The following is a 17,340-nucleotide window of genomic DNA, read 5'->3' on the forward strand; positions in this document are numbered from 1 at the left end:
GACGGGTTCGAATACTACTGGCACGAGTGGTCATGGACGTCGTCGTGGACGTGTCGGGGGTCAGTCGGGTGAAATGCCGGACCCGCGGCTTCCATTCTGAGAGCCGTGGTCTACTCTTCTAAGGTGTCCCGGCCACGTGGCCGGAGCCGCTGATCAGGAAGGCATGATGGTGGAACAGCGTGACGGGCGTCGTCGGACGCGCAGGGCGACACTCGCGGTGTCTCTCGGCACATTGGGCTTGCTGTTGTCCGGTTGTAGCCTCCACACCGACAACAAGTGGTGGAACCAGACCATGAACTTCGGGTTCCCGAACGGGATTACCCCCGAGGGAATCGCGATTCGCGAGTTCTGGACGTTGGTCGTGGTGACCTCGCTGATCGTCGGCTTCTTCGTGTGGGGGCTGATCTTCTGGTCGATGGCCTTCCACCGTAAGAGGAAGAACGACGACGGCGAATTCCCGCGTCAGACCGCGTACAACGTGCCGCTCGAGTTGGTCTACACGGCGGTGCCGTTCGTGATCATCTCGGTGCTCTTCTACTTCACCGTCATCACCCAGAACAAGGTGCTGGATCTCCGTCCGGAGGACGAGGTCGGCGTCAAGGTCGATGTGACCGCATTCCAGTGGAACTGGAAGTTCGGCTACAACAAGGTCGACGTCGCTGGTGCCAGCATCGAGGACGGCACCAACTACGAGGCGCAGCGCGCGGCCGAGGAAGCGGGTGTGCTCTCCGACGAGCAGCGGGCGGCGCTCGGACACGAGGGTGAGCTCGCCGCCGGCGGTCCGATCCACGGCCGTCTCGCCGAGGACAAGTCGTACCTGCACTACAACAATATCGAGACCGTCGGTACGTCCGAGGAGGTCCCGGTGCTGGTGGTGCCGACCGGCACTCGCATCGAGTTCCGGCTGGCCGCTGCCGACGTGGTCCACTCCTTCTGGATCCCCGAGTTCATCTACAAGCTCGATGTCATGCCGAACCCCGGCAAGAACCAGCAGCTGAGCATGTTCCAGGTGTCGGAGATCGAGCGCGAGGGTGCCTTCGTCGGGCGCTGCGCAGAGATGTGTGGTGCGTACCACGCCATGATGAACTTCGAGCTGCGTGCGGTCTCCCCGGAGGCATTCGCGGACTACATCGAGTTCCGTCAGGACAATCCGCTCGCGTCCAACGCTGAGGCTCTCGAGTCGATCGGCGAGGAGCCTTACTCCACGTCCACGGCTCCGTTCAAGACCGGCCGTAGCGATACCCGCGATCAGAACAACGTCATCGAGAACGCGTCGGCCAACTGACGGTCTCTCCAGGTATCTCGCGAAGGGCTCCTTGAACGATGAACGCAACCGTTAGAATCTTCGACGCTCTGACGATCTTCTTGGTCGTCCTGGGTGTTGGCTACGGCTACTTGACCGGCACCTCACGTACCGGTGTCGAGTGGGTCGGCACCACAGCCTTCGTGCTCTCCGGTGGCTTGGCCCTGCTCATCGGCGGCTACCTCCGCTTCGTGGCGCGTCGTATCAGCACGCTGCCCGAGGACTACGAAGAGGCGGAGGTCTCCGACGGAGCCGGCGAGCTGGGCTTCTTCAGCCCGCACAGCCTGTGGCCCTTCATGATGGCCTTCTCGATCTTCGTCGTCGGGTACGGCGCGGCGTTCTGGAACTGGTGGGTGCTGATCGGCGGTGCGATCTCGTTGATCGTGACGGTCTGCGGCCTGGTCTTCGAGTACCACTGGGGCCGGGAGAAGCACTGACGCCGGCACTCGCAGAATCAACGGGGCCCCCATCGCAGTCGCGGTGGGGGCCCCGTTGTTGTCGGCGAGCGAACCTACAGGCCCATGTCCTTGGCGATGATGGTCTTCATGACCTCGTTTGTGCCACCGTAGATTCGGTTGACCCGGTTGTCCGAGTACAGGCGAGCGATCGGGTACTCGTTGATGAATCCGTAACCACCGTGCAGCTGGAGGCAGCGATCGATGACCTCCGCCGCCACCTCGGTGCAGAACAACTTGGCGGAGGCGGCCTCGGCCGGGGTCAACTCGCCCGCGTCGAGGGCCTCGAGGGCCCGGTCCGCGACTGCCTGGGCAGCGTCAACCTTGGCCTGGCAGGCAGCCAGCTCGAACTTGGTGTTCTGGAACGAGGCGACCGCCTTGCCGAACACCTCACGCTGCTGTGTGTACTCCTTGGCGAACCGCACCGCCGCCGCTGCCTGACCGTAGGCACCGAACGCGATGCCCCAGCGCTCGGACGGCAGGTTCTGTCCGAGGTAGTGGAACCCGCGGTTCTCCTCGCCCAGCAGGTCCTCGACCGGAACCTTGACGTCGGTGAACGAGAGTTCGGCGGTGTCAGATGTTTTGAGGCCGGCCTTGTCCAACTTGCGACCCACGGAGTAGCCCTCAAGCGAAGTCTGCACAGCGAGAAGAGAGATGCCGAAGCGACGGTCGTCCTCACGAGGGGAGGACGTGCGGGCACAGACAATCACCCGGTCGGCGTGTACCCCGCCGGTGATGAAGGTCTTGGCACCGTTGAGGAGGTAGTGCGTTCCGTCCTCGGAGAGTTTGGCGGTGGTTTTCATCCCAGCCAGGTCGGAGCCGGTCCCGGGCTCGGTCATCGCGATGGCCCACATCTCCTCCCCGGCGACGAACTTGGGCAGGTAGCGCTGCTTCTGCTCCTCGGTGGCGAGCATCTTGATGTACGGCAGGCACAGCCCGACGTGGACGTTGGACCCGCCAAAGTTGACGCCGGCGCGGGTGATCTCCTCGGTCTGGATGGCTTCGAACTTGTGGGTGTCCAGTCCGGCGCCGCCGTACTCTTCGTCCACAGTGATCCCGAAGAGACCCAGTTCGGCGAGCTTGTAGTAGAACTCGCGCGGCACGATGCCGGCGTCGTACCACTCGTCGAAATTAGGGGTGACCTCAGATTCGATGAAGGAACGGAGGGTCTGGCGGAAGGCCTCGTGGTCCTCATTAAACACAGTTCTGCGCACGGGTACGCCTTTCCATTGGATGCCCCGTTGACGGCGGAGTCCGGGGTGTGAGGTGAATGTCTTTTACCACTGTCGATCGTACAAGGGCGCGGGCACCCATCTTCGCGAGATCACCGGCTCGGGCGGGTACCCCCGAAGAATCTGAAACGTGTTCTACCTGACGCGGGTGCCGATATCCTCGGGCGAGAACATCTCGTCGGGCGGGCCGGTCACCGGCGGGCTGGGCGGGATCAATCGACCGCACCCAGACGAGACCGAGGATTACCGTGATGGAACAGGACAGCACAGTCGACCAACACTTCGACGTGGTGGTGGTGGGCTCCGGCGTAGCCGCCCTCTTCGGCGCAGCCGCAGCAGCCTCGCGAGGTCTGTCCACCTGTCTCATCGAGAAAACCGACCGATTCGGAGGTACGTCCGCGTATTCCGGAGGCGCCGTGTGGCTGCCGGGCAACGCGGTTCTCGCCCGCGACGGTCTCGGGGACTCTGTTGAGCGAGGTCGCACCTACTTCCGCGCCGTAGTGGGGGACAGGACGAACCGGGACGTCCAGGAGGCCTTCCTCAACACGGGCCCGCGGGTGGTCGAGTTCCTCCAGGACGAGCTCGGCATCCCCATGCGGTTCCAGGCGTTCCCCGACTACTTCGATGCCCCAGGACGCCAGGAGAGCGGCCGTAGCGTCTATCCCAAGCCGATCAAGGGCGAGGAGGTGGGCGACCGGACCTCGGACATACGGCCTGCTGTTCCGGTCGACCAGTTCGGGGCCCCCGAGGACACCACGCGGCTCGAGGGTGGACGCGCGTGGGTCGCCAGACTGGTTCTGGCCCTGGACGCGATGGATAACGCAACTGTGCTCCTGAAGACTGCCGCAGAGGAACTACTCACCGACGCCGACGGCCGCGTCGTGGGTGTGGCGGTGAGTGACGACTCGGGCCCCCGCAAGATCAACGCCCGCCGGGGCGTCCTGGTGGCCGCAGGGGGCTTCGAACGCTCGCCCGAGATGCGCAAGGAGTGGCAGCAGATGCCCACCGCCGACTGGTCGTCGTCGCACCCGGACACCGGATCTGGCGATGCGGTCCGGATGTTCGAGCAGGTGGGCGCCAAACTCGACCTGCTCGACCAGTCATGGTGGTGCCCGGCAACACTTTTCCCGAACGGCCACGCCGCCTTCACGCTGGGCTTCCGCGCGGGTATCATCGTGGACGGCACCGGCCGACGTTTCGCTAACGAACTCCTCCCGTACGACCAGATGGGCCGCAGGATGCGGGCGCGGATGGCCGACGGCGCAGGTGACGAGTTCTGGTTTGTCTTCGATGACGCCGAGGCCGGGGGCTACCCCGCCATCTGCATCCCGGCACCGGACCAGCAGCAGCTGAGTGAGGCCGGGCTCTGGCATTCCGCCGGGTCGATCGAGGAGATCGCGAAGGCCACCGGCCTCGACAAGTCCGCCCTCGCGGAGAGCGTGGACCGGTTCAACGGTTTCGCCGAGAACGGCCAGGACACCGACTTCCGTCGGGGAGAGGACCCGTACGGGCGATTCTTCCTGGGCGCGTCAACCACCAAGGAATGCCTGCGTCCCCTCGGCGGCGAACGCTTTCACGCCGTCCGGCTGGTGCTAGGCGATCTGGGCACTAAGGGCGGTGCCGTGATCGACACCAACGGCGCGGTGGTGGACGCCGCCGGCCAGGCGATCGCAGGTCTGTACGCCGCGGGTAACTCCTCGGCGTCGGTGTCCGGCGAGGCGTACCCGGGCCCCGGCGTCCCACTCGGCTCCGGGATGGCCATGGCGTTCAGGGCCGTGGCAGACATGGCCGGCGACCCCCTGCCGATCGCTCCCTAAGACCGGTGGGCCGGGGTGCGCGGCAAGGCGCACCCCGGGTTCAGCCCAGGGCTCAGTGCCCTGCCCACTCCAGGAAGTCGGCCACTGAGATGACCGGCTTTCCCCACCTCGATGCGGATCGGGCCTTACCCGATTGACTGCCCACCTCCGCCACGATTAATGCGTCACACTTCGTCTTGGTCACGTTCGCTACAGGCAGCAGCCCGTTCTCGACTGCCAAGGCCTCCATGTCGGATCGCTCCATCAGCCTGCCCTGGCGGTCGAGCGCGCTGCCGGAGAAACTCACGCGGGTGCCGGGCAGCAGTACCTTTGCGGCACCTACGGCTTGAGATGTTTCGAGCCCGGCAGAAAGATCTGAGCCCACCACCGTGCCGGCCCTGCGGAGGCGGCCGAGTATCTCCGTGGTCAGGGGCACTCGCTCGGCTGCCAGGCGCACCTGTTCGGCCACGAGTCGTCGCGCGCCCACCGCAACTTCGAGGTCTCCTGCGGTGAGTTCGTCGTCGTTGTCGTCCGTACCCGACTGGTCCGCGCAGTGCGGGAGGTCCAGGAGAACCGCACTGAGCTCTGTGCTGATCTTGAGCATCGCCGACAGTTGGGGGAGTGCGCTCGAGGTCGGTGGCCGAAGGCCGACGTCGCGGCTGAGGAGGTAACTGATGCCGGATCCCTCCCCGAGATCCACAGCGAACACTCCGGCCGCCGGGTCCTCCGGCCACACCCTCTCGTACGCCTGCAACGCGGCTTGGGCGCGCATCAGGGCCGACCCCGCGCGACTGCGAGTGCGCTCGCCGGGCGTGAGTCCGTCCGAGGGGATTTCCACGCCGAGAGGCATGGGCTCCGCGCTACCCAGCCGTTTGAGCTCGGAGTCCACGTGACCGACCGTGGAATCGACGTGCACGCCGACGGGCGTGTGACCGTCTAGCAGGGGCGCGATCATCGCCCACGCCTCACGGAGGTTCGGTGCCAGCAGAATGTCGGTGACGGTGATCCCGTAGTCGGTACGGGCCTCTGCGAGGTCGCGTTCCGGGTTGACCAGGGTGGTGACCGCGGTGCCGTCGGGAAAAGCAATCGCCAGCTCAACGGGCCTGGGCATGGACCGCGCGTTGTCCTTCCCGACCGTCAGCGCCGCAATAGCGCAGTAACGGCGGTCGGTAGTGTTCTGGTCCGGCGCGCGGAGAAACCTGATGATCCTCCGATCGGTCCGCAGGTCCTTGGCGAGAACCGGTCGTGTCAGTATCAGCCCGTCGAGTGACCGGCACCGGCTTAACGCGACGTACAACTGGCCGGTCGCGAACGTTCCTCCGGTGAGGTCAACCACCAGCCTGTCGAGTGTCTGACCTTGACTTTTGTGGATAGTGATTGCCCATGCCAGTTTGAGGGGCAACTGGGTGAACGTACCCACGATCTCGTGGCGGATACCGCCACCGGAAGCGACTGGGCGGGTCACATCCCAGGTGTGCAGCGCCACTTCGGCCACCTCGCCGTTCGTGAATCTGACGACTACGACCGGTCCCCGTTCTCCGCGGTCGCCTCGTCTCCCCAGGGTCACGTCGATCACCCTGCCGATGGAACCGTTGACCCAGCGATGTGCCGGGTCGTTGTTCAACATCATGACCTGGGCGTTGACCTTGAACCCGAGTACCTCCTCGGTCGGCAATTCGAACCCCGTGAGGTCCCCGGAGGTCATGGCCTCGAACGACAGTTCCGAACCGGGCAGCCGCTCGAGAAGGCGGCGGTTGCGGGCGTCGGCCATGCGGTTGGTCGTGGTGAGGGTGAGCCAGAACTCGTCGTCGGGGGGTTCGAAGTCGGGGAAGGTTCTCGCGTTGAGGCGCTGCCGGGCACTTCCGACCAGCGTCCCTTCCCGGATGGTGTTCAGGATCGAGGTGAGTTCGGGATCGCCGGACTGCCGGAATACGTGGGTCAGATCGACGGTGGCGAACTCGTTTCGGGTATAGCGGTTCGCGGAGAAGAAGTAGGGGGTCGCGTACGCGCTCTCGAAATTGGGCTTCTCGCCTTCCGTGACCACTGGGGGTAGCTGGAACAGATCGCCCACCAGAACCAGTTGGACGCCGCCGAACGGCATGGTGGGGTCCGGACCGAATCGGTCGAGGGCCTCGGCGATCATGTCAAAGACGTCGGCCCGGATCATCGACGCCTCGTCGAGGATGAGAGTGCGCACTCCTGACAGTGCTTGGGCGAACCGGGCGGGCCGGTAGGTGTTCCCCCGAATGTGGTCGACGGTGTGGCTGGGGTGGAAGCCGAACAGTCGGTGAATGGTGTATCCGCCCACGTTGAGGGCGGCGATGCCGGTCGGGGCGGCCACGAGGGCCGAGTGTTCGGTCTCGGCGAGGAAGTGCCGGATAAGAGTGGACTTTCCGGTTCCGGCCTTGCCGGTGAGGAAGAGGTTGTGCCCGCCGTGGAGCAATTCGAGGGCGTGCTCGATCTCATTGGTCAGCTCAATCGGGTGACCGGTATCAGCTGCGTGCGTGTGTTCGGTCATCTGTGCCTGCCTGCTGGTGTCCCGTGTTCTACGCGGGGGAGTGGCCGGGTCGACGTGCGGTGGCCACAAAAATCGCGGACCGGATCTCCTGGTGGAGATCCGGCCCGCGATCAGATGCTGCCGGGTAGGTCAGTCCTCGTCGTGCAGACGGGGCCGGTTTTGCTCCTGCAGCGACGTGAGCGTGGAGTGCTCGAGGTCGTGCTTGCGGTGGGCTGCCTCGTCGAGCAGCCGGGCCTCTTCGATTGGGTCGGCCGTGAGAGCACCATGCGGAGCGCGACCTGCCGCACCGAGTTGGTTCATCTTGGTCGGGACCTTGGCCCCGGCGTACTCGAGAGGAACCGCGTGTCCGTGCTCATCGATCTCCCCGAGCGGCTGGTGCACCTCGATGAATTCACCCTGCGGCAGGCGCATGATGATTCCGGTCTCGATGCCGTGCTCCAGCACCTCACGGTCGGTGCGCTGGAGTCCCAGGCACAGGCGGTAGGTGAAGAAGTACACGAGTGGCGGCATGAGGATCAGTCCGATTCGACCGGCCCACGTGGTGGCGTTCAGCGAGACGTCGAAGTGATAAGCGATGAGGTCGTTCGAACCCATCAGCACCAGGATCACATAGAACGTGATGGCCATCATGCCGGCGGCGGTACGCACCGGCACGTCGCGCGGACGCTGAAGCAGGTTGTGGTGAGCAGTGTCGCCCGAGAACTTGGACTCGATCCACGGGTAGGCGAACATCACAGCGACCATGCCGCCGAGCATCACTGCCACCCACATGACGGCGGGGACGGTGTACGGGCCGAGGTAGAGCTCCCAGGCAGGCATCACACGTGCGCCGCCCTCTGTCCACAGCATGTACCAGTCCGGCTGCGAGCCCGCTGAGATATGCGATGGGTTGTACGGCCCGAGGTTCCATATCGCGTTGATCGTGAACACGCCCGAGAAGAGCATGAGCATGCCGATCGTGATCGCACCGAAGGCGACGGACTTGACGGCGAAAACCGGCAGGATGCGGACACCCACCACGTTGTTCTCCGTGCGGCCGGGCCCGGGGAACTGCGTGTGCTTCTGGTACCAGACAAGCGCGAGGTGCGCGGCGATCAGCGCGAGGATGATCGCGGGGATGATCAGCACGTGCAGGACGTAGAAGCGAGGAATCATCAGGTCGCCGGGGAAGTCGCCGCCGAAGATCATCCAGTGGAGCCAGGTGCCGATGACCGGCATGCCGACGATGATGCCGGAGGTGATCCGGAGGCCGGTACCCGAGAGCAGCTCGTCCGGGAGGCCGTAACCGAGGAACCCCTCGACGATTCCCAGGAGCAGCAGCACACAACCGATAACCCAGTTGGCCTCACGCGGGCGACGGAATGCGCCGGTGAAGAAGATACGGATCATGTGAACGACCATCGAGGCCACAAACAGCAGCGCTGCCCAGTGGTGAATCTGACGGACGAAGAGCCCGCCACGGACCTCGAACGAGATTTGAAGTGCAGTCTCGTAAGCACGCGACATCTCGATGCCGTTGAGCGGCGCGTACGCACCCTGGTAGATCACCTTCGACATCGAGGGGTCGAAGAACAGGGTGAGGTACACACCGGAGATCAGCAGGATGATGAAGCTGTACAGGGCGATCTCGCCCAGGAGGAAGGACCAGTGCGTCGGGAAGACCTTATTGATCTGCCGGCGCATGCCCTTTGCCATGGTGTACCGCGAGTCGAGCCCGTGGCCGACTGCGGCGATTTTAGTGTTGTTACTCATGAACGACGCTCCCAGAAGGCCGGTCCGACGGGCTCGATGAAGTCACCATTGGCGACGAGGTAGCCCTCGCTGTCCACGGCGATGGGCAGCTGCGGCAGCGCACGCGCGGCGGGGCCGAAGATCGGCTTCGCGTACTCGAGTGCGTCGAACTGCGACTGGTGGCACGGGCAGAGGAACCGGTGGGTCTGCTGCTCGTACAACGACGTGGGGCAGGCGAGGTGGGTGCAGATCTTCGAGTAGGCGTACAGGTCGCCATAGTTGAAGTTCTCCTGGCCCTTGCGCTTGATCACGCGGTCAGCGTCCTCGGGACGGAAGCGGATCAGCATCACAGCGTTGCGGACGCCATGGATGGAGTGCATGTGCTCCTCGAAGTTTCCGAGGGCAGTGGCGGGGAGCGGGAAGACCGACTCGAGACCACCGGCGGCCAAGTCCTCAACGTGGATGCGCTCGAGGCGACCCTCGCCGGCCGGCGGGTGGCCGTCCGGGTAGACCTTGCCGGTATCGCGTGCGATGTAGACCTTCTCGGCGGGCAGGCCGTCGGGGCGCTCGTTCGAGGCGAGCGTCCATCCGGTGGTGTGGAGAGTGCCGTCGCCGGCGATGGTGAGCTCGCCGCGCTTCCACGGGTTCTTGATCATGCCGCCGAGGGGCAGGATCGCGGAGAGTCCGATGAGGCCTGCGCCGGCGCCGAGGAAGCCGCCCATGACCTTGCGGCGACCAAGGGTGGAGGTCTTCCAGGCGTCATTCAGTTCGGCGACGATCGTCTTCTGGTCCACACCTTCCGACGGGCCGTCGTGGCGAGTCTGGACCGAGATCTCCTCGGGGATGAACTTCTTGGTGAACTGGACAGCGCCGAAACCCAGGAACAGGATCGATAGGCCGATCGTCACGCCGAGCAGCGGGGTGTACAGCATGTACATGCCGAAGCCGTCTTCGCCCTCCCCGCGGTATTCCCACGGCCAGGCGATGTAGATGACGGCGAAAGCCAGCGCCAGCAGGGCGGACAGGGCGAACCAGATGGTTACCGTGCGAGCGGCACGCTTCTCGGCGCGGGTGGTGACACCCTCGGGGAAACGCGGTTCGCGGAACCGGACGTCGACCTCATCAAGCTCGGTTCCCAGCCGGACGAGTTCAGCGTCACTCATCCGGTCGAGGTCCGCGGCGGACGGGTCCTTCGGGCTTTCACTCATGAACGGGTTCCGATCCACAGGGTCGCGCCGATGAGGGCGACGATGCCGACAAGCCACATGGCCACGCCTTCGGTCACGGGGCCCAGGCCGCCGAGGGCGTAGCCACCGGGCGAGACCTTGCCGTCGGCGTTCTTAACGTAGGCGATGATGTCTTTTTTCTCGTCAGGCGTGAGCTGGCGGTCCGAGAACTTGGGCATGTTCTGCGGTCCGGTCAGCATGGCCTGGTAGAGCTCTTGCTCGTTGGCAGGGTCGAGAGTCGGGGCGTACTTGCCCGCCGACAGGGCGCCACCACGACCGGTGAAGTTGTGGCAGGAGGCACAGTTGAGGCGGAAGAGCTCCGAACCACGAGCGATCTCGTCGGAGCGGTTTTCGCCCGAGGCGCCAAGAAGGCTTTCCTGGGCGATGTTCCCGTCCGCGTCCCTGACGATATCCGGACCGCCGCCGTAGAGATCGACGTACGCGGCGAGCGCCATGATCTGGTGCTCGTTGTACCGGGGCTTCTTCCGCTCGGCCTGGGCCTCGTTGTCGGCCGCGGGCATGCGGCCGGAGTGCACCTGGAAGTAGACAGAGCCGGCGCCGACGCCGACGAGCGACGGGCCGCGGTCTTCGACGCCCTGCAGGTTTGCGCCGTGGCAGGTGATGCAGGCGACGTCGAAGATCGACTTACCCTCGGCGATGAGGGCGGCCTGGTCCTGCTGCGCCGTTGCCACCTGGGGCTCCGGAACGACGGCCGTGGCGATGGCTCCAGCGCCCAGCAGACCGGCAGCTATGACGAGCGCGCCGGTCGCCTTGCGGCGCCGCTTGGAGGACGCCGGACGCTTCGGAGTCGCTGCCGACTCCGGCGACGGCGAGTCCGCAGCGGGTGGATGAGGTGAGTTCATTGTGAGTTCCCTTTGGTGTTGGGACCTGCTGGACACAGCGTCCTGCAGCCAGCTGACTACTGAATGAAGTAGATGGTGACGAAGAGGCCGATCCAGACCACGTCAACGAAGTGCCAGTAGTAGGACACCACGATGGCCGCGGTGGCCTGCGCCGGCGTGAACCGCGACATCGTCGTACGCATGACGAGTACGACGAAAGCGATCACGCCCGCCGCTACGTGGAGGCCGTGGAAGCCGGTGGTGATGAAGAAAACGGACCCGTACACGCTGGACGAGATGGTGGTGCCCTCGAGCACCAGCGTCACGTACTCGTACGACTGCCCGATGAGGAACACCGTGCCCATCGCGGCGGAGATCACGTACCAGCGGCGAAGCCCGAAGACGTCACCCTGCTCCGCGGCGAAGACACCCATCTGGCAGGTGAACGACGACGCCACGAGGATCACGGTGATCGTCAGGGCGAACGGCACGTTCAGGTGCACGGGGTAGGAAGGCCAGTCACCTCCCGAATTTGCCTTGGAGACGAAGTACATCGCGAACAGGCCCGCGAAGAACATCAGCTCCTGGGACAACCAGATGATGGTGCCCACGCTGACCATGTTTGGCCGATTCAGCGAATGAACACGCTGGGCCATGGCCGATCCTGAGTTATCTACTGCGCTCGTCACGAGGCCAAGTATGACCCCTGAGGTGGGCGGAGTCTGCACGGACCCCCGAAATCGGCGTGTCCGATCAGCGTTTCCGCAGGTCGTCTTCGTCACGACCGTGTAAGGGACGGGGAAGCGACCCCCTTGCAGGGGCTATCAGGGCGCTCTCAGCCTGATTGCAGAGGCGCTGAACGAGGTCTCCCGGAGGGAGTCCGGCGGCGAGGTGAAGGCGGCTGGTGGCACGATTGGGCGCGGCGGGTCCGGGCCATCGGGGTGCGGGCCGGTAGGACACCATCAGGAAGGTCGGGACACGTGGTCAGTTCGGCAGCGTTCGGCGGGGGTCGCTCGTGGCCCGGGGTTCTCGGCACGCTCACCGAGGGCGAGGACCTGGATTCGGCGGATGCCAGCTGGGCGATGTCCCGAATCATGGAGGGTGTTGCCACGGATGCGCAGATCGCGGCTTTCGGGGTGGCTTTGAAGATGAAGGGCGTGACCGGGGTGGAGCTCGACGCGCTGGCGTCCACGATGCTCGCCTACTCCCGGCGCGTGCCCACCGACCGTCCGAGCGTGGACATCGTTGGGACGGGCGGCGACCGGCAGGGAACCGTCAACATCTCGACTATGTCGTCGTTGGTGGTCAGCGCATGCGGTGTTCCGGTGGTGAAGCACGGAAATCGCGCGGCCTCCTCAAAGAGCGGTGGCGCGGATGTGCTGGAGGCCCTGGGGGTATCGATCGACCTGGGGCCGGAAGACGTCGCACGCTGCCTGGACAGCGTGGGTGTTGCCTTCTGCTTCGCTCCCGTCTTTCACCCCGCGCTTCGGTTCGCCGCCACCCCGCGCAGGGAAATCGGCATCCCGACGGTGTTCAACATCCTCGGGCCATTGACCAACCCGGCGGCACCCACGGCGAATCTTATCGGGTGCGCCTTCGAGAATCTGATGACCGTGATGGCCGAGGTGTTCGCGCTCCGCGGCCGGTCCGCTCTGGTTGTCCGCGGCGAGGACGGCCTTGACGAGATCACTATGACTGGTCCCACGCGGGTGCTCAGGGTTTCTGACGGACACGTCGATGAGGACCGGATCTCGCCAGCTGATTTCGGGATGGACACGTGCTCTATAGAGGAGCTCCGCGGTGGCGACGGCAATTACAACGCCGGCGTTGCCCGTGCTCTTCTGGCGGGCGATCGCGGGCCTGTGCGTGATGCTGTGTTGCTGAACTCCGCGGCGGCGTTGGTGGCTTTTGACGGACTTTCTCGTGGTGATGATCTCGCTCCGGCGATGCTCGTCGCGGTGGATCGCGCGGCCGCCGCGATCGACAGCGGGCAGGCGGCCCGACTGCTCGAGTCGTGGGCGAGCTTCAGCGCCGGGGGGCGCTGAGACGGGTCAGCTGTCACCAGCGGCGCGTTCGGCCTTCTCCGCCCAGTTGACGAACGCGCGAGCGCCGTCCAGGGGGAGGGACCAGTCCCCGTCGACGGTGACGATCCTTGTCGGCGCGAAATCAATCCACCGGTGCACGTTCGAGATCTCTGCCGATGTGGCTCCAGCGAAGGGGCCGATGGTCGGCAGGACGGTCGTGGCGGCCGATCTGAGTCCGTCTATGACGGACATGGGTGATGCGCCTGCGGGAACAGTTCCCGACCCCGCGAGTCGGCCGAATCGCACCACCGCGATCGCCCAGGCGTGCGGTCGGGAGGGCTGGGCCAGGACGATCTCGGCCACGCGGGCCGTTGCCGCGAACTCCTGTCGGCGCGCGAGGACGCGGACGAGGACGGCGACGCGGTCCCGCAGCCGAGCCGCACGTTCGAAGGCTCCCTCGGAGGCGAGTGTGTCGATTCTGGCGATCAGGGCCCGCAACACGCTGGAGTCGCGTCCGTCCACAAACGCCGTCCACTCCCGGGCATCCGGTATCACCTCGAAGATCTCCATGAGGTCCTGCCAGGCGTCTCTGGCGTCTTCCGCGCGGCGGAACGGGCCGATCGCATGGTCACGGTCGGGGAGTCGGGCTACTCGGCCCCGGTTGGCCCGTCCCTCTGGCGGCGACAGCCACCAGCCACGTCGGGGACTACGGGAGCGACGGTTGTACGGGGGTTGCAACGAGTCGATGAGGCGCTCCTCGACCGTCCACGCTTCGAGGAGATGTGCACACGGAACGGCCTCGACGGATGAGGCCAGTCCAACCATCGTCCGCATCCGCCCCCGGGAGTCGCCACCGGAGTAATAGGAACGGGCTCGTCGACGGACGGAGATAGATGATCCGACATATAAAGCGACGCCGGAAGCGTCGCGGAACACGTAGACGCCCGGCCCGGTGGTGAGTGAGTCGGTCAACGCAGATCGACGCCGTACGTCCGGCGACAAGCGACCGTCGTAAGCCCGTAGCTCCGAGAGCGTAGAGACGCCGCAGTCGCCGACCCTCGAGATGAGCGCGTGGAGCACGTCGACAGTGGCGCGCGCGTCCTGCAGAGCGCGGTGGTTCGGTTCGACGGTGGCGCCGAGATGTGCGGCCAGCACCCCTAGTTTGTGACCACGTGTCTCACCCTGGTGCAGAACCCGGCGAGCGAGGGCGAGAGTGCATACGGACTGCGGGTCGGGCCAGGGGTGTCCGGTGGCGATGGCGGCCGCGCGGAGGAAGCCGAGGTCGAATCGGGCGTTGTGGGCAACGAGTACAGAGTTTCGCGAGAACTCAAGGAAGGTCGCCATGACCTCGCCAAGGGACGGCGCATTGACCAGGTCTCCGGACTCGATACCCGTGAGTCGACTGATGTGAGCGGGTAGAGAGCCGTCGATGGAGACGAACGTCGACAGTTCGGCCCGCACTTCTCCGCCGCGCACCCGTACCGCGCCGATCTCGGTGATCTCATCCCTACCCGGGCTGGTTCCGGTGGTCTCCAGGTCCACCACGACGAAGGTCACTTCGGAGAGCAGAGGCTCGAGATCGTCGAACGCCGCCTGTGTGCCGGGCAGCACGGGCGAGAGGGATCCGGACATGGCGCAGACGGTAACGCCGGGGTCCGACACGTCCGGTCTCGACCCTCCCTGTCCGCCGGTGTGTCCTCCGGGACGCCGCCTTGACGCGAGGTCGTGTCGTACCCGGTTCCTAGGGTGCGACGTGGGCGACGCCATGGGACGGCTATCGCGGCTCGATAACGAATGGGCAACACGCTCAGGACGGAATGTGAGGTAGATCATGATCTCGATGGACTGCGCCGAGTGTCCGGCTCGTTCCGAAGGTTGCGAGGGCTGCATAGTCTCGCTGCTTGTCGGAGAGAAAAGCCAGGTAGATGGCTTTTTTGAAGAGTCGTGCGGTTATGTGTTGGAGCCGGAGATCAGATCGGCCATCGAGGTTCTGCGTGAACTCGGAATGGTCACGACTCTCGAAATTCTGGCCGGATCCGAGGCCGCGTGAGCGATGGGCTGGACTTCGAAGAGATGGTTTCGTAACCTTTTCGAGACCTCGGAAGTCATCGCCCGCCCACCGGTGGGGAGCCGGGGTCACCACCTAAGCGCATACCGCGCACCGGGGAACCAAGTTCCAGTGGGGTGAATCGCACACGGGGCCATCGCGGTCTCGAGCGTAGGACAGACTTCCGTGTCCGAACCCGTCAGCTAACCCGGTCGGTGTAACAGGAAGAAAGAGGAAAAGACTCTCGTGGGAGCTCACAGCATCAAGACCAGTTCGACCGGCCGCCGTGTCGCCGTAGCCGGACTGCTCGCAGCAGGAGCCGCAGTTGCGGGTTCCGCCACCGCGGCCGCCGCACCGGTGTCCGTCGACGTCCCCGTCGAATTCCAGCTTCCGGGTGTGCCGGCCCAGGTCACCTTCGACCTCCCCGAGGGCATCGCGCTCCCGGCCGGCCTCGCTCAGGTCGCTCCGGTCGAGTTCGCCGCCCCGGCACCCGTGGTCACCACCGGGCAGCGCATCCTGGACGCAGCGAGCACCCGCGTCGGATCGCCGTACGTGTGGGGCGCCACCGGCCCCAACTCGTTCGACTGCTCGGGCCTCACCTCGTGGGCGTACCAGCAGGCCGGGATCTCCATCCCGCGCACAAGCCAGGCTCAGATCGGCGGCGGCACGCAGGTGGCGAAGGCCGACCTGCAGCCCGGCGACATCGTGGCCTTCTACAGTGGCGCCAGCCATGTGGGCATCTACGCCGGCAACGGCCAGGTCGTGCACGCGCCGTACTCCGGCACCTCGGTCAGCTACGCACCGCTCGACTCCATGCCGTTCTACGGCGCGACCCGCTACTACTGAGTCAGTCAGTTCTCGGGCTTCTGCGAACCCCGTCGACACCCGGCCGAGAGCCGGGGTCGACGGGGTTTGTCGCATTCACGGGGCTCTTCCGTGGCTGATCGGCGGCGACAGGTATCCGTCCCGGCAGGGCGGGCGAAGGCCGCGCGCGCCCTGTGGCAGTCTCGTTAATGATGACCAAGACCCTGCTGATCACCAATGATTACCCGCCCCGCCCCGGCGGCATCCAGTCGTATCTCGAGATGTACCTGTCCCACCTGGATCCCGACAACGTCGCGGTGCTCGCTTCGACGTTCCGTGGGACCGAATCGGCGGACTACGACGCATCCAAGCCGTTTCGGGTCGAGCGGGTGCCCACGGAGACGCTGCTCCCCACCCCGGATCTCGCCGATCGCGCCCGGAGACTGGCTGCGGATTTCGGTGCGAACACCATATGGTTCGGCGCAGCCGCGCCTCTCGCGGTGATGGCGCCAGTTCTCCGGCAGGGACAGGTCACCCGGATCGTCGCCAGCACCCACGGGCATGAGGTCGGCTGGTCGATGCTGCCGGGGTCGCGGCAGGTGCTGAGAATCATCGGCGATTCCACGGACGCGGTCACCTACGTCAGTGACTACACGCGCCACAGGTTCGCCTCCGCATTCGGACCCCGAGCCCGTCTCGTCCATCAGCCCGGAGGTGTGGACACGGACCGGTTCCGGCCCGACCCTGCCAGGAGAAAGGCGATCCGCGAGCGCTACAACGTGGCCGATAGGAACGTGATCGTGTGCCTGTCCAGGCTCGTGCCGCGGAAGGGACAGGACGCGCTCATTCGCGCGATGCCTGAGATCGCCAGGCGTGTGCCGGGAGCGGTCCTCGTCGTCGTCGGCGGGGGGCCCTACCGTCGGAGCCTGGAGGGGTTGGCGCGCCGCCACGGCGTGAGTGACCGGGTGATCTTCACCGGACGGGTTCCGGCGGACGAGATCGTGGACCACCATCGAATGGCAGACGTGTTTGCCATGCCCTGTCGCACGAGGGGCGGCGGGCTCGACGTGGAGGGACTCGGAATCGTCTACCTGGAGGCCTCGGCCTGTGGCGTGCCGGTGGTGGCCGGCCGAAGCGGAGGAGCGCCGGAAACCGTGCAGGACGGCCGTACCGGGCTGGTGGTGGACGGAAGGTCCGACGGCGAGGTGGCCGATGCCGTGGCAAGTCTGCTGGAAGACAAGCCACGCGCCTCATCGATGGGGGTGCGCGGGCGCACATGGGTCCTGGACAACTGGCGGTGGGAGGACCTCGCCACAGAAATGGAACGCGTGCTCTCGGGGGAGTGATCCCCCGGGAACACGC

14 protein-coding genes and 1 riboswitch are annotated in these 17,340 nt (G+C 65.5%); of the genes, 7 read left to right on the forward strand and 7 right to left on the reverse strand.

Annotated elements, in window-relative coordinates; translation table 11 throughout:
* Positions 1–166 precede the first annotated feature (166 nt).
* Together ctaC and ON04_RS05320 are read left to right on the forward strand one after the other, a co-directional pair.
* Positions 167–1,285: an aa3-type cytochrome oxidase subunit II gene (ctaC, locus tag ON04_RS05315; RefSeq protein WP_193350589.1), complete on the forward strand. Its 1,119-nt coding sequence runs from the start codon at positions 167–169 to the stop codon at positions 1,283–1,285.
* Between the two features lie 38 nt (positions 1,286–1,323).
* On the forward strand, positions 1,324–1,740 hold the full coding sequence (locus ON04_RS05320) for a cytochrome c oxidase subunit 4 (protein ID WP_010540553.1): 417 nt from the start codon (positions 1,324–1,326) through the stop codon (positions 1,738–1,740).
* Between the two features lie 74 nt (positions 1,741–1,814).
* On the opposite strand, the gene ON04_RS05325 is transcribed toward ON04_RS05320, so the two are convergent.
* On the reverse strand, positions 1,815–2,972 hold the full coding sequence (locus ON04_RS05325; RefSeq protein ID WP_010540554.1) for an acyl-CoA dehydrogenase family protein: 1,158 nt from the start codon (positions 2,970–2,972) through the stop codon (positions 1,815–1,817).
* A gap of 269 nt (positions 2,973–3,241) precedes the next feature.
* Between ON04_RS05325 and ON04_RS05330 the strand changes: the two genes are divergently transcribed.
* Positions 3,242–4,807, forward strand: coding sequence for an FAD-dependent oxidoreductase (locus ON04_RS05330; protein ID WP_010540555.1), 1,566 nt, complete (start codon positions 3,242–3,244; stop codon positions 4,805–4,807).
* A gap of 52 nt (positions 4,808–4,859) precedes the next feature.
* Here the strand turns inward: ON04_RS05330 and ON04_RS05335 are convergent, their stop codons facing one another.
* From ON04_RS05335 to ctaE, 5 genes are all read right to left on the reverse strand, one after another.
* Positions 4,860–7,304: an AAA family ATPase gene (locus tag ON04_RS05335; RefSeq protein WP_010540556.1), complete on the reverse strand. Its 2,445-nt coding sequence runs from the start codon at positions 7,302–7,304 to the stop codon at positions 4,860–4,862.
* A 129-nt stretch (positions 7,305–7,433) separates the two neighbouring features.
* The gene (gene qcrB / locus ON04_RS05340; RefSeq protein WP_010540557.1) at positions 7,434–9,056 is read right to left on the reverse strand and encodes a cytochrome bc1 complex cytochrome b subunit; all 1,623 of its coding nucleotides are present in this window, start codon (positions 9,054–9,056) and stop codon (positions 7,434–7,436) included.
* Positions 9,053–10,243 (reverse strand): cytochrome bc1 complex Rieske iron-sulfur subunit, encoded by a 1,191-nt coding sequence (gene qcrA, locus ON04_RS05345; protein WP_010540558.1) that lies wholly within the window; start codon positions 10,241–10,243, stop codon positions 9,053–9,055. Before qcrA ends, qcrB begins: the two co-directional genes overlap by 4 nt.
* Positions 10,240–11,124: a cytochrome bc1 complex diheme cytochrome c subunit gene (gene qcrC, locus ON04_RS05350; protein ID WP_010540559.1), complete on the reverse strand. Its 885-nt coding sequence runs from the start codon at positions 11,122–11,124 to the stop codon at positions 10,240–10,242. The genes qcrA and qcrC overlap by 4 nt, the downstream gene beginning before the upstream one ends.
* Positions 11,125–11,180: 56 nt before the next feature.
* Positions 11,181–11,792, reverse strand: a complete 612-nt coding sequence (ctaE, locus tag ON04_RS05355; protein WP_010540560.1) for an aa3-type cytochrome oxidase subunit III — start codon at positions 11,790–11,792, stop codon at positions 11,181–11,183.
* 291 nt (positions 11,793–12,083) lie between these two features.
* Between ctaE and trpD the strand changes: the two genes are divergently transcribed.
* On the forward strand, positions 12,084–13,148 hold the full coding sequence (gene trpD / locus ON04_RS05360; RefSeq protein WP_010540561.1) for an anthranilate phosphoribosyltransferase: 1,065 nt from the start codon (positions 12,084–12,086) through the stop codon (positions 13,146–13,148).
* A 6-nt stretch (positions 13,149–13,154) separates the two neighbouring features.
* Here trpD and ON04_RS05365 read toward each other — a convergent pair whose 3' ends face one another.
* Entirely contained in the window at positions 13,155–14,759 is a 1,605-nt protein-coding gene (locus ON04_RS05365) for a DEDD exonuclease domain-containing protein (protein WP_238529242.1), read from the reverse strand.
* 199 nt (positions 14,760–14,958) lie between these two features.
* Here ON04_RS05365 and ON04_RS05370 point away from each other — a divergent pair, with 199 nt between their 5' ends.
* The 3 genes from ON04_RS05370 to ON04_RS05380 all read left to right on the forward strand — a co-directional run bounded on the left by ON04_RS05370 (position 14,959) and on the right by ON04_RS05380 (position 17,324).
* A complete protein-coding gene (locus ON04_RS05370; RefSeq protein ID WP_029457799.1) occupies positions 14,959–15,177 on the forward strand; it encodes a hypothetical protein in 219 nt (72 codons plus the stop codon).
* An 80-nt stretch (positions 15,178–15,257) separates the two neighbouring features.
* A riboswitch (cyclic di-AMP (ydaO/yuaA leader) is annotated at positions 15,258–15,407 on the forward strand.
* Positions 15,408–15,420: 13 nt separating this feature from the next.
* Positions 15,421–16,020 (forward strand): C40 family peptidase, encoded by a 600-nt coding sequence (locus ON04_RS05375; protein WP_010540563.1) that lies wholly within the window; start codon positions 15,421–15,423, stop codon positions 16,018–16,020.
* 170 nt (positions 16,021–16,190) lie between these two features.
* The gene (locus tag ON04_RS05380; RefSeq protein ID WP_029457801.1) at positions 16,191–17,324 is read left to right on the forward strand and encodes a glycosyltransferase family 4 protein; all 1,134 of its coding nucleotides are present in this window, start codon (positions 16,191–16,193) and stop codon (positions 17,322–17,324) included.
* The last annotated feature ends 16 nt before the right edge of the window (positions 17,325–17,340 follow it).

It is taken from the genome of Dietzia alimentaria 72 (assembly GCF_000226215.1).
Classification (GTDB): domain Bacteria; phylum Actinomycetota; class Actinomycetes; order Mycobacteriales; family Mycobacteriaceae; genus Dietzia; species Dietzia alimentaria.

Excerpts from the sequence above, each read along its gene's own strand:
- ctaC (WP_193350589.1), top strand. The coding sequence starts at position 167 with ATGGTGGAACAGCGTGACGGGCGTCGTCGGACGCGCAGGGCGACACTC.
- ON04_RS05320 (WP_010540553.1), top strand. The coding sequence starts at position 1,324 with ATGAACGCAACCGTTAGAATCTTCGACGCTCTGACGATCTTCTTGGTC.
- ON04_RS05330 (WP_010540555.1), top strand. The coding sequence starts at position 3,242 with ATGGAACAGGACAGCACAGTCGACCAACACTTCGACGTGGTGGTGGTG.
- ON04_RS05335 (WP_010540556.1), bottom strand. The coding sequence starts at position 7,304 with ATGACCGAACACACGCACGCAGCTGATACCGGTCACCCGATTGAGCTG.
- qcrB (WP_010540557.1), bottom strand. The coding sequence starts at position 9,056 with ATGAGTAACAACACTAAAATCGCCGCAGTCGGCCACGGGCTCGACTCG.
- qcrA (WP_010540558.1), bottom strand. The coding sequence starts at position 10,243 with ATGAGTGAAAGCCCGAAGGACCCGTCCGCCGCGGACCTCGACCGGATG.
- qcrC (WP_010540559.1), bottom strand. The coding sequence starts at position 11,124 with ATGAACTCACCTCATCCACCCGCTGCGGACTCGCCGTCGCCGGAGTCG.
- ON04_RS05365 (WP_238529242.1), bottom strand. The coding sequence starts at position 14,759 with ATGTCCGGATCCCTCTCGCCCGTGCTGCCCGGCACACAGGCGGCGTTC.
- ON04_RS05370 (WP_029457799.1), top strand. The coding sequence starts at position 14,959 with ATGATCTCGATGGACTGCGCCGAGTGTCCGGCTCGTTCCGAAGGTTGC.
- ON04_RS05380 (WP_029457801.1), top strand. The coding sequence starts at position 16,191 with ATGACCAAGACCCTGCTGATCACCAATGATTACCCGCCCCGCCCCGGC.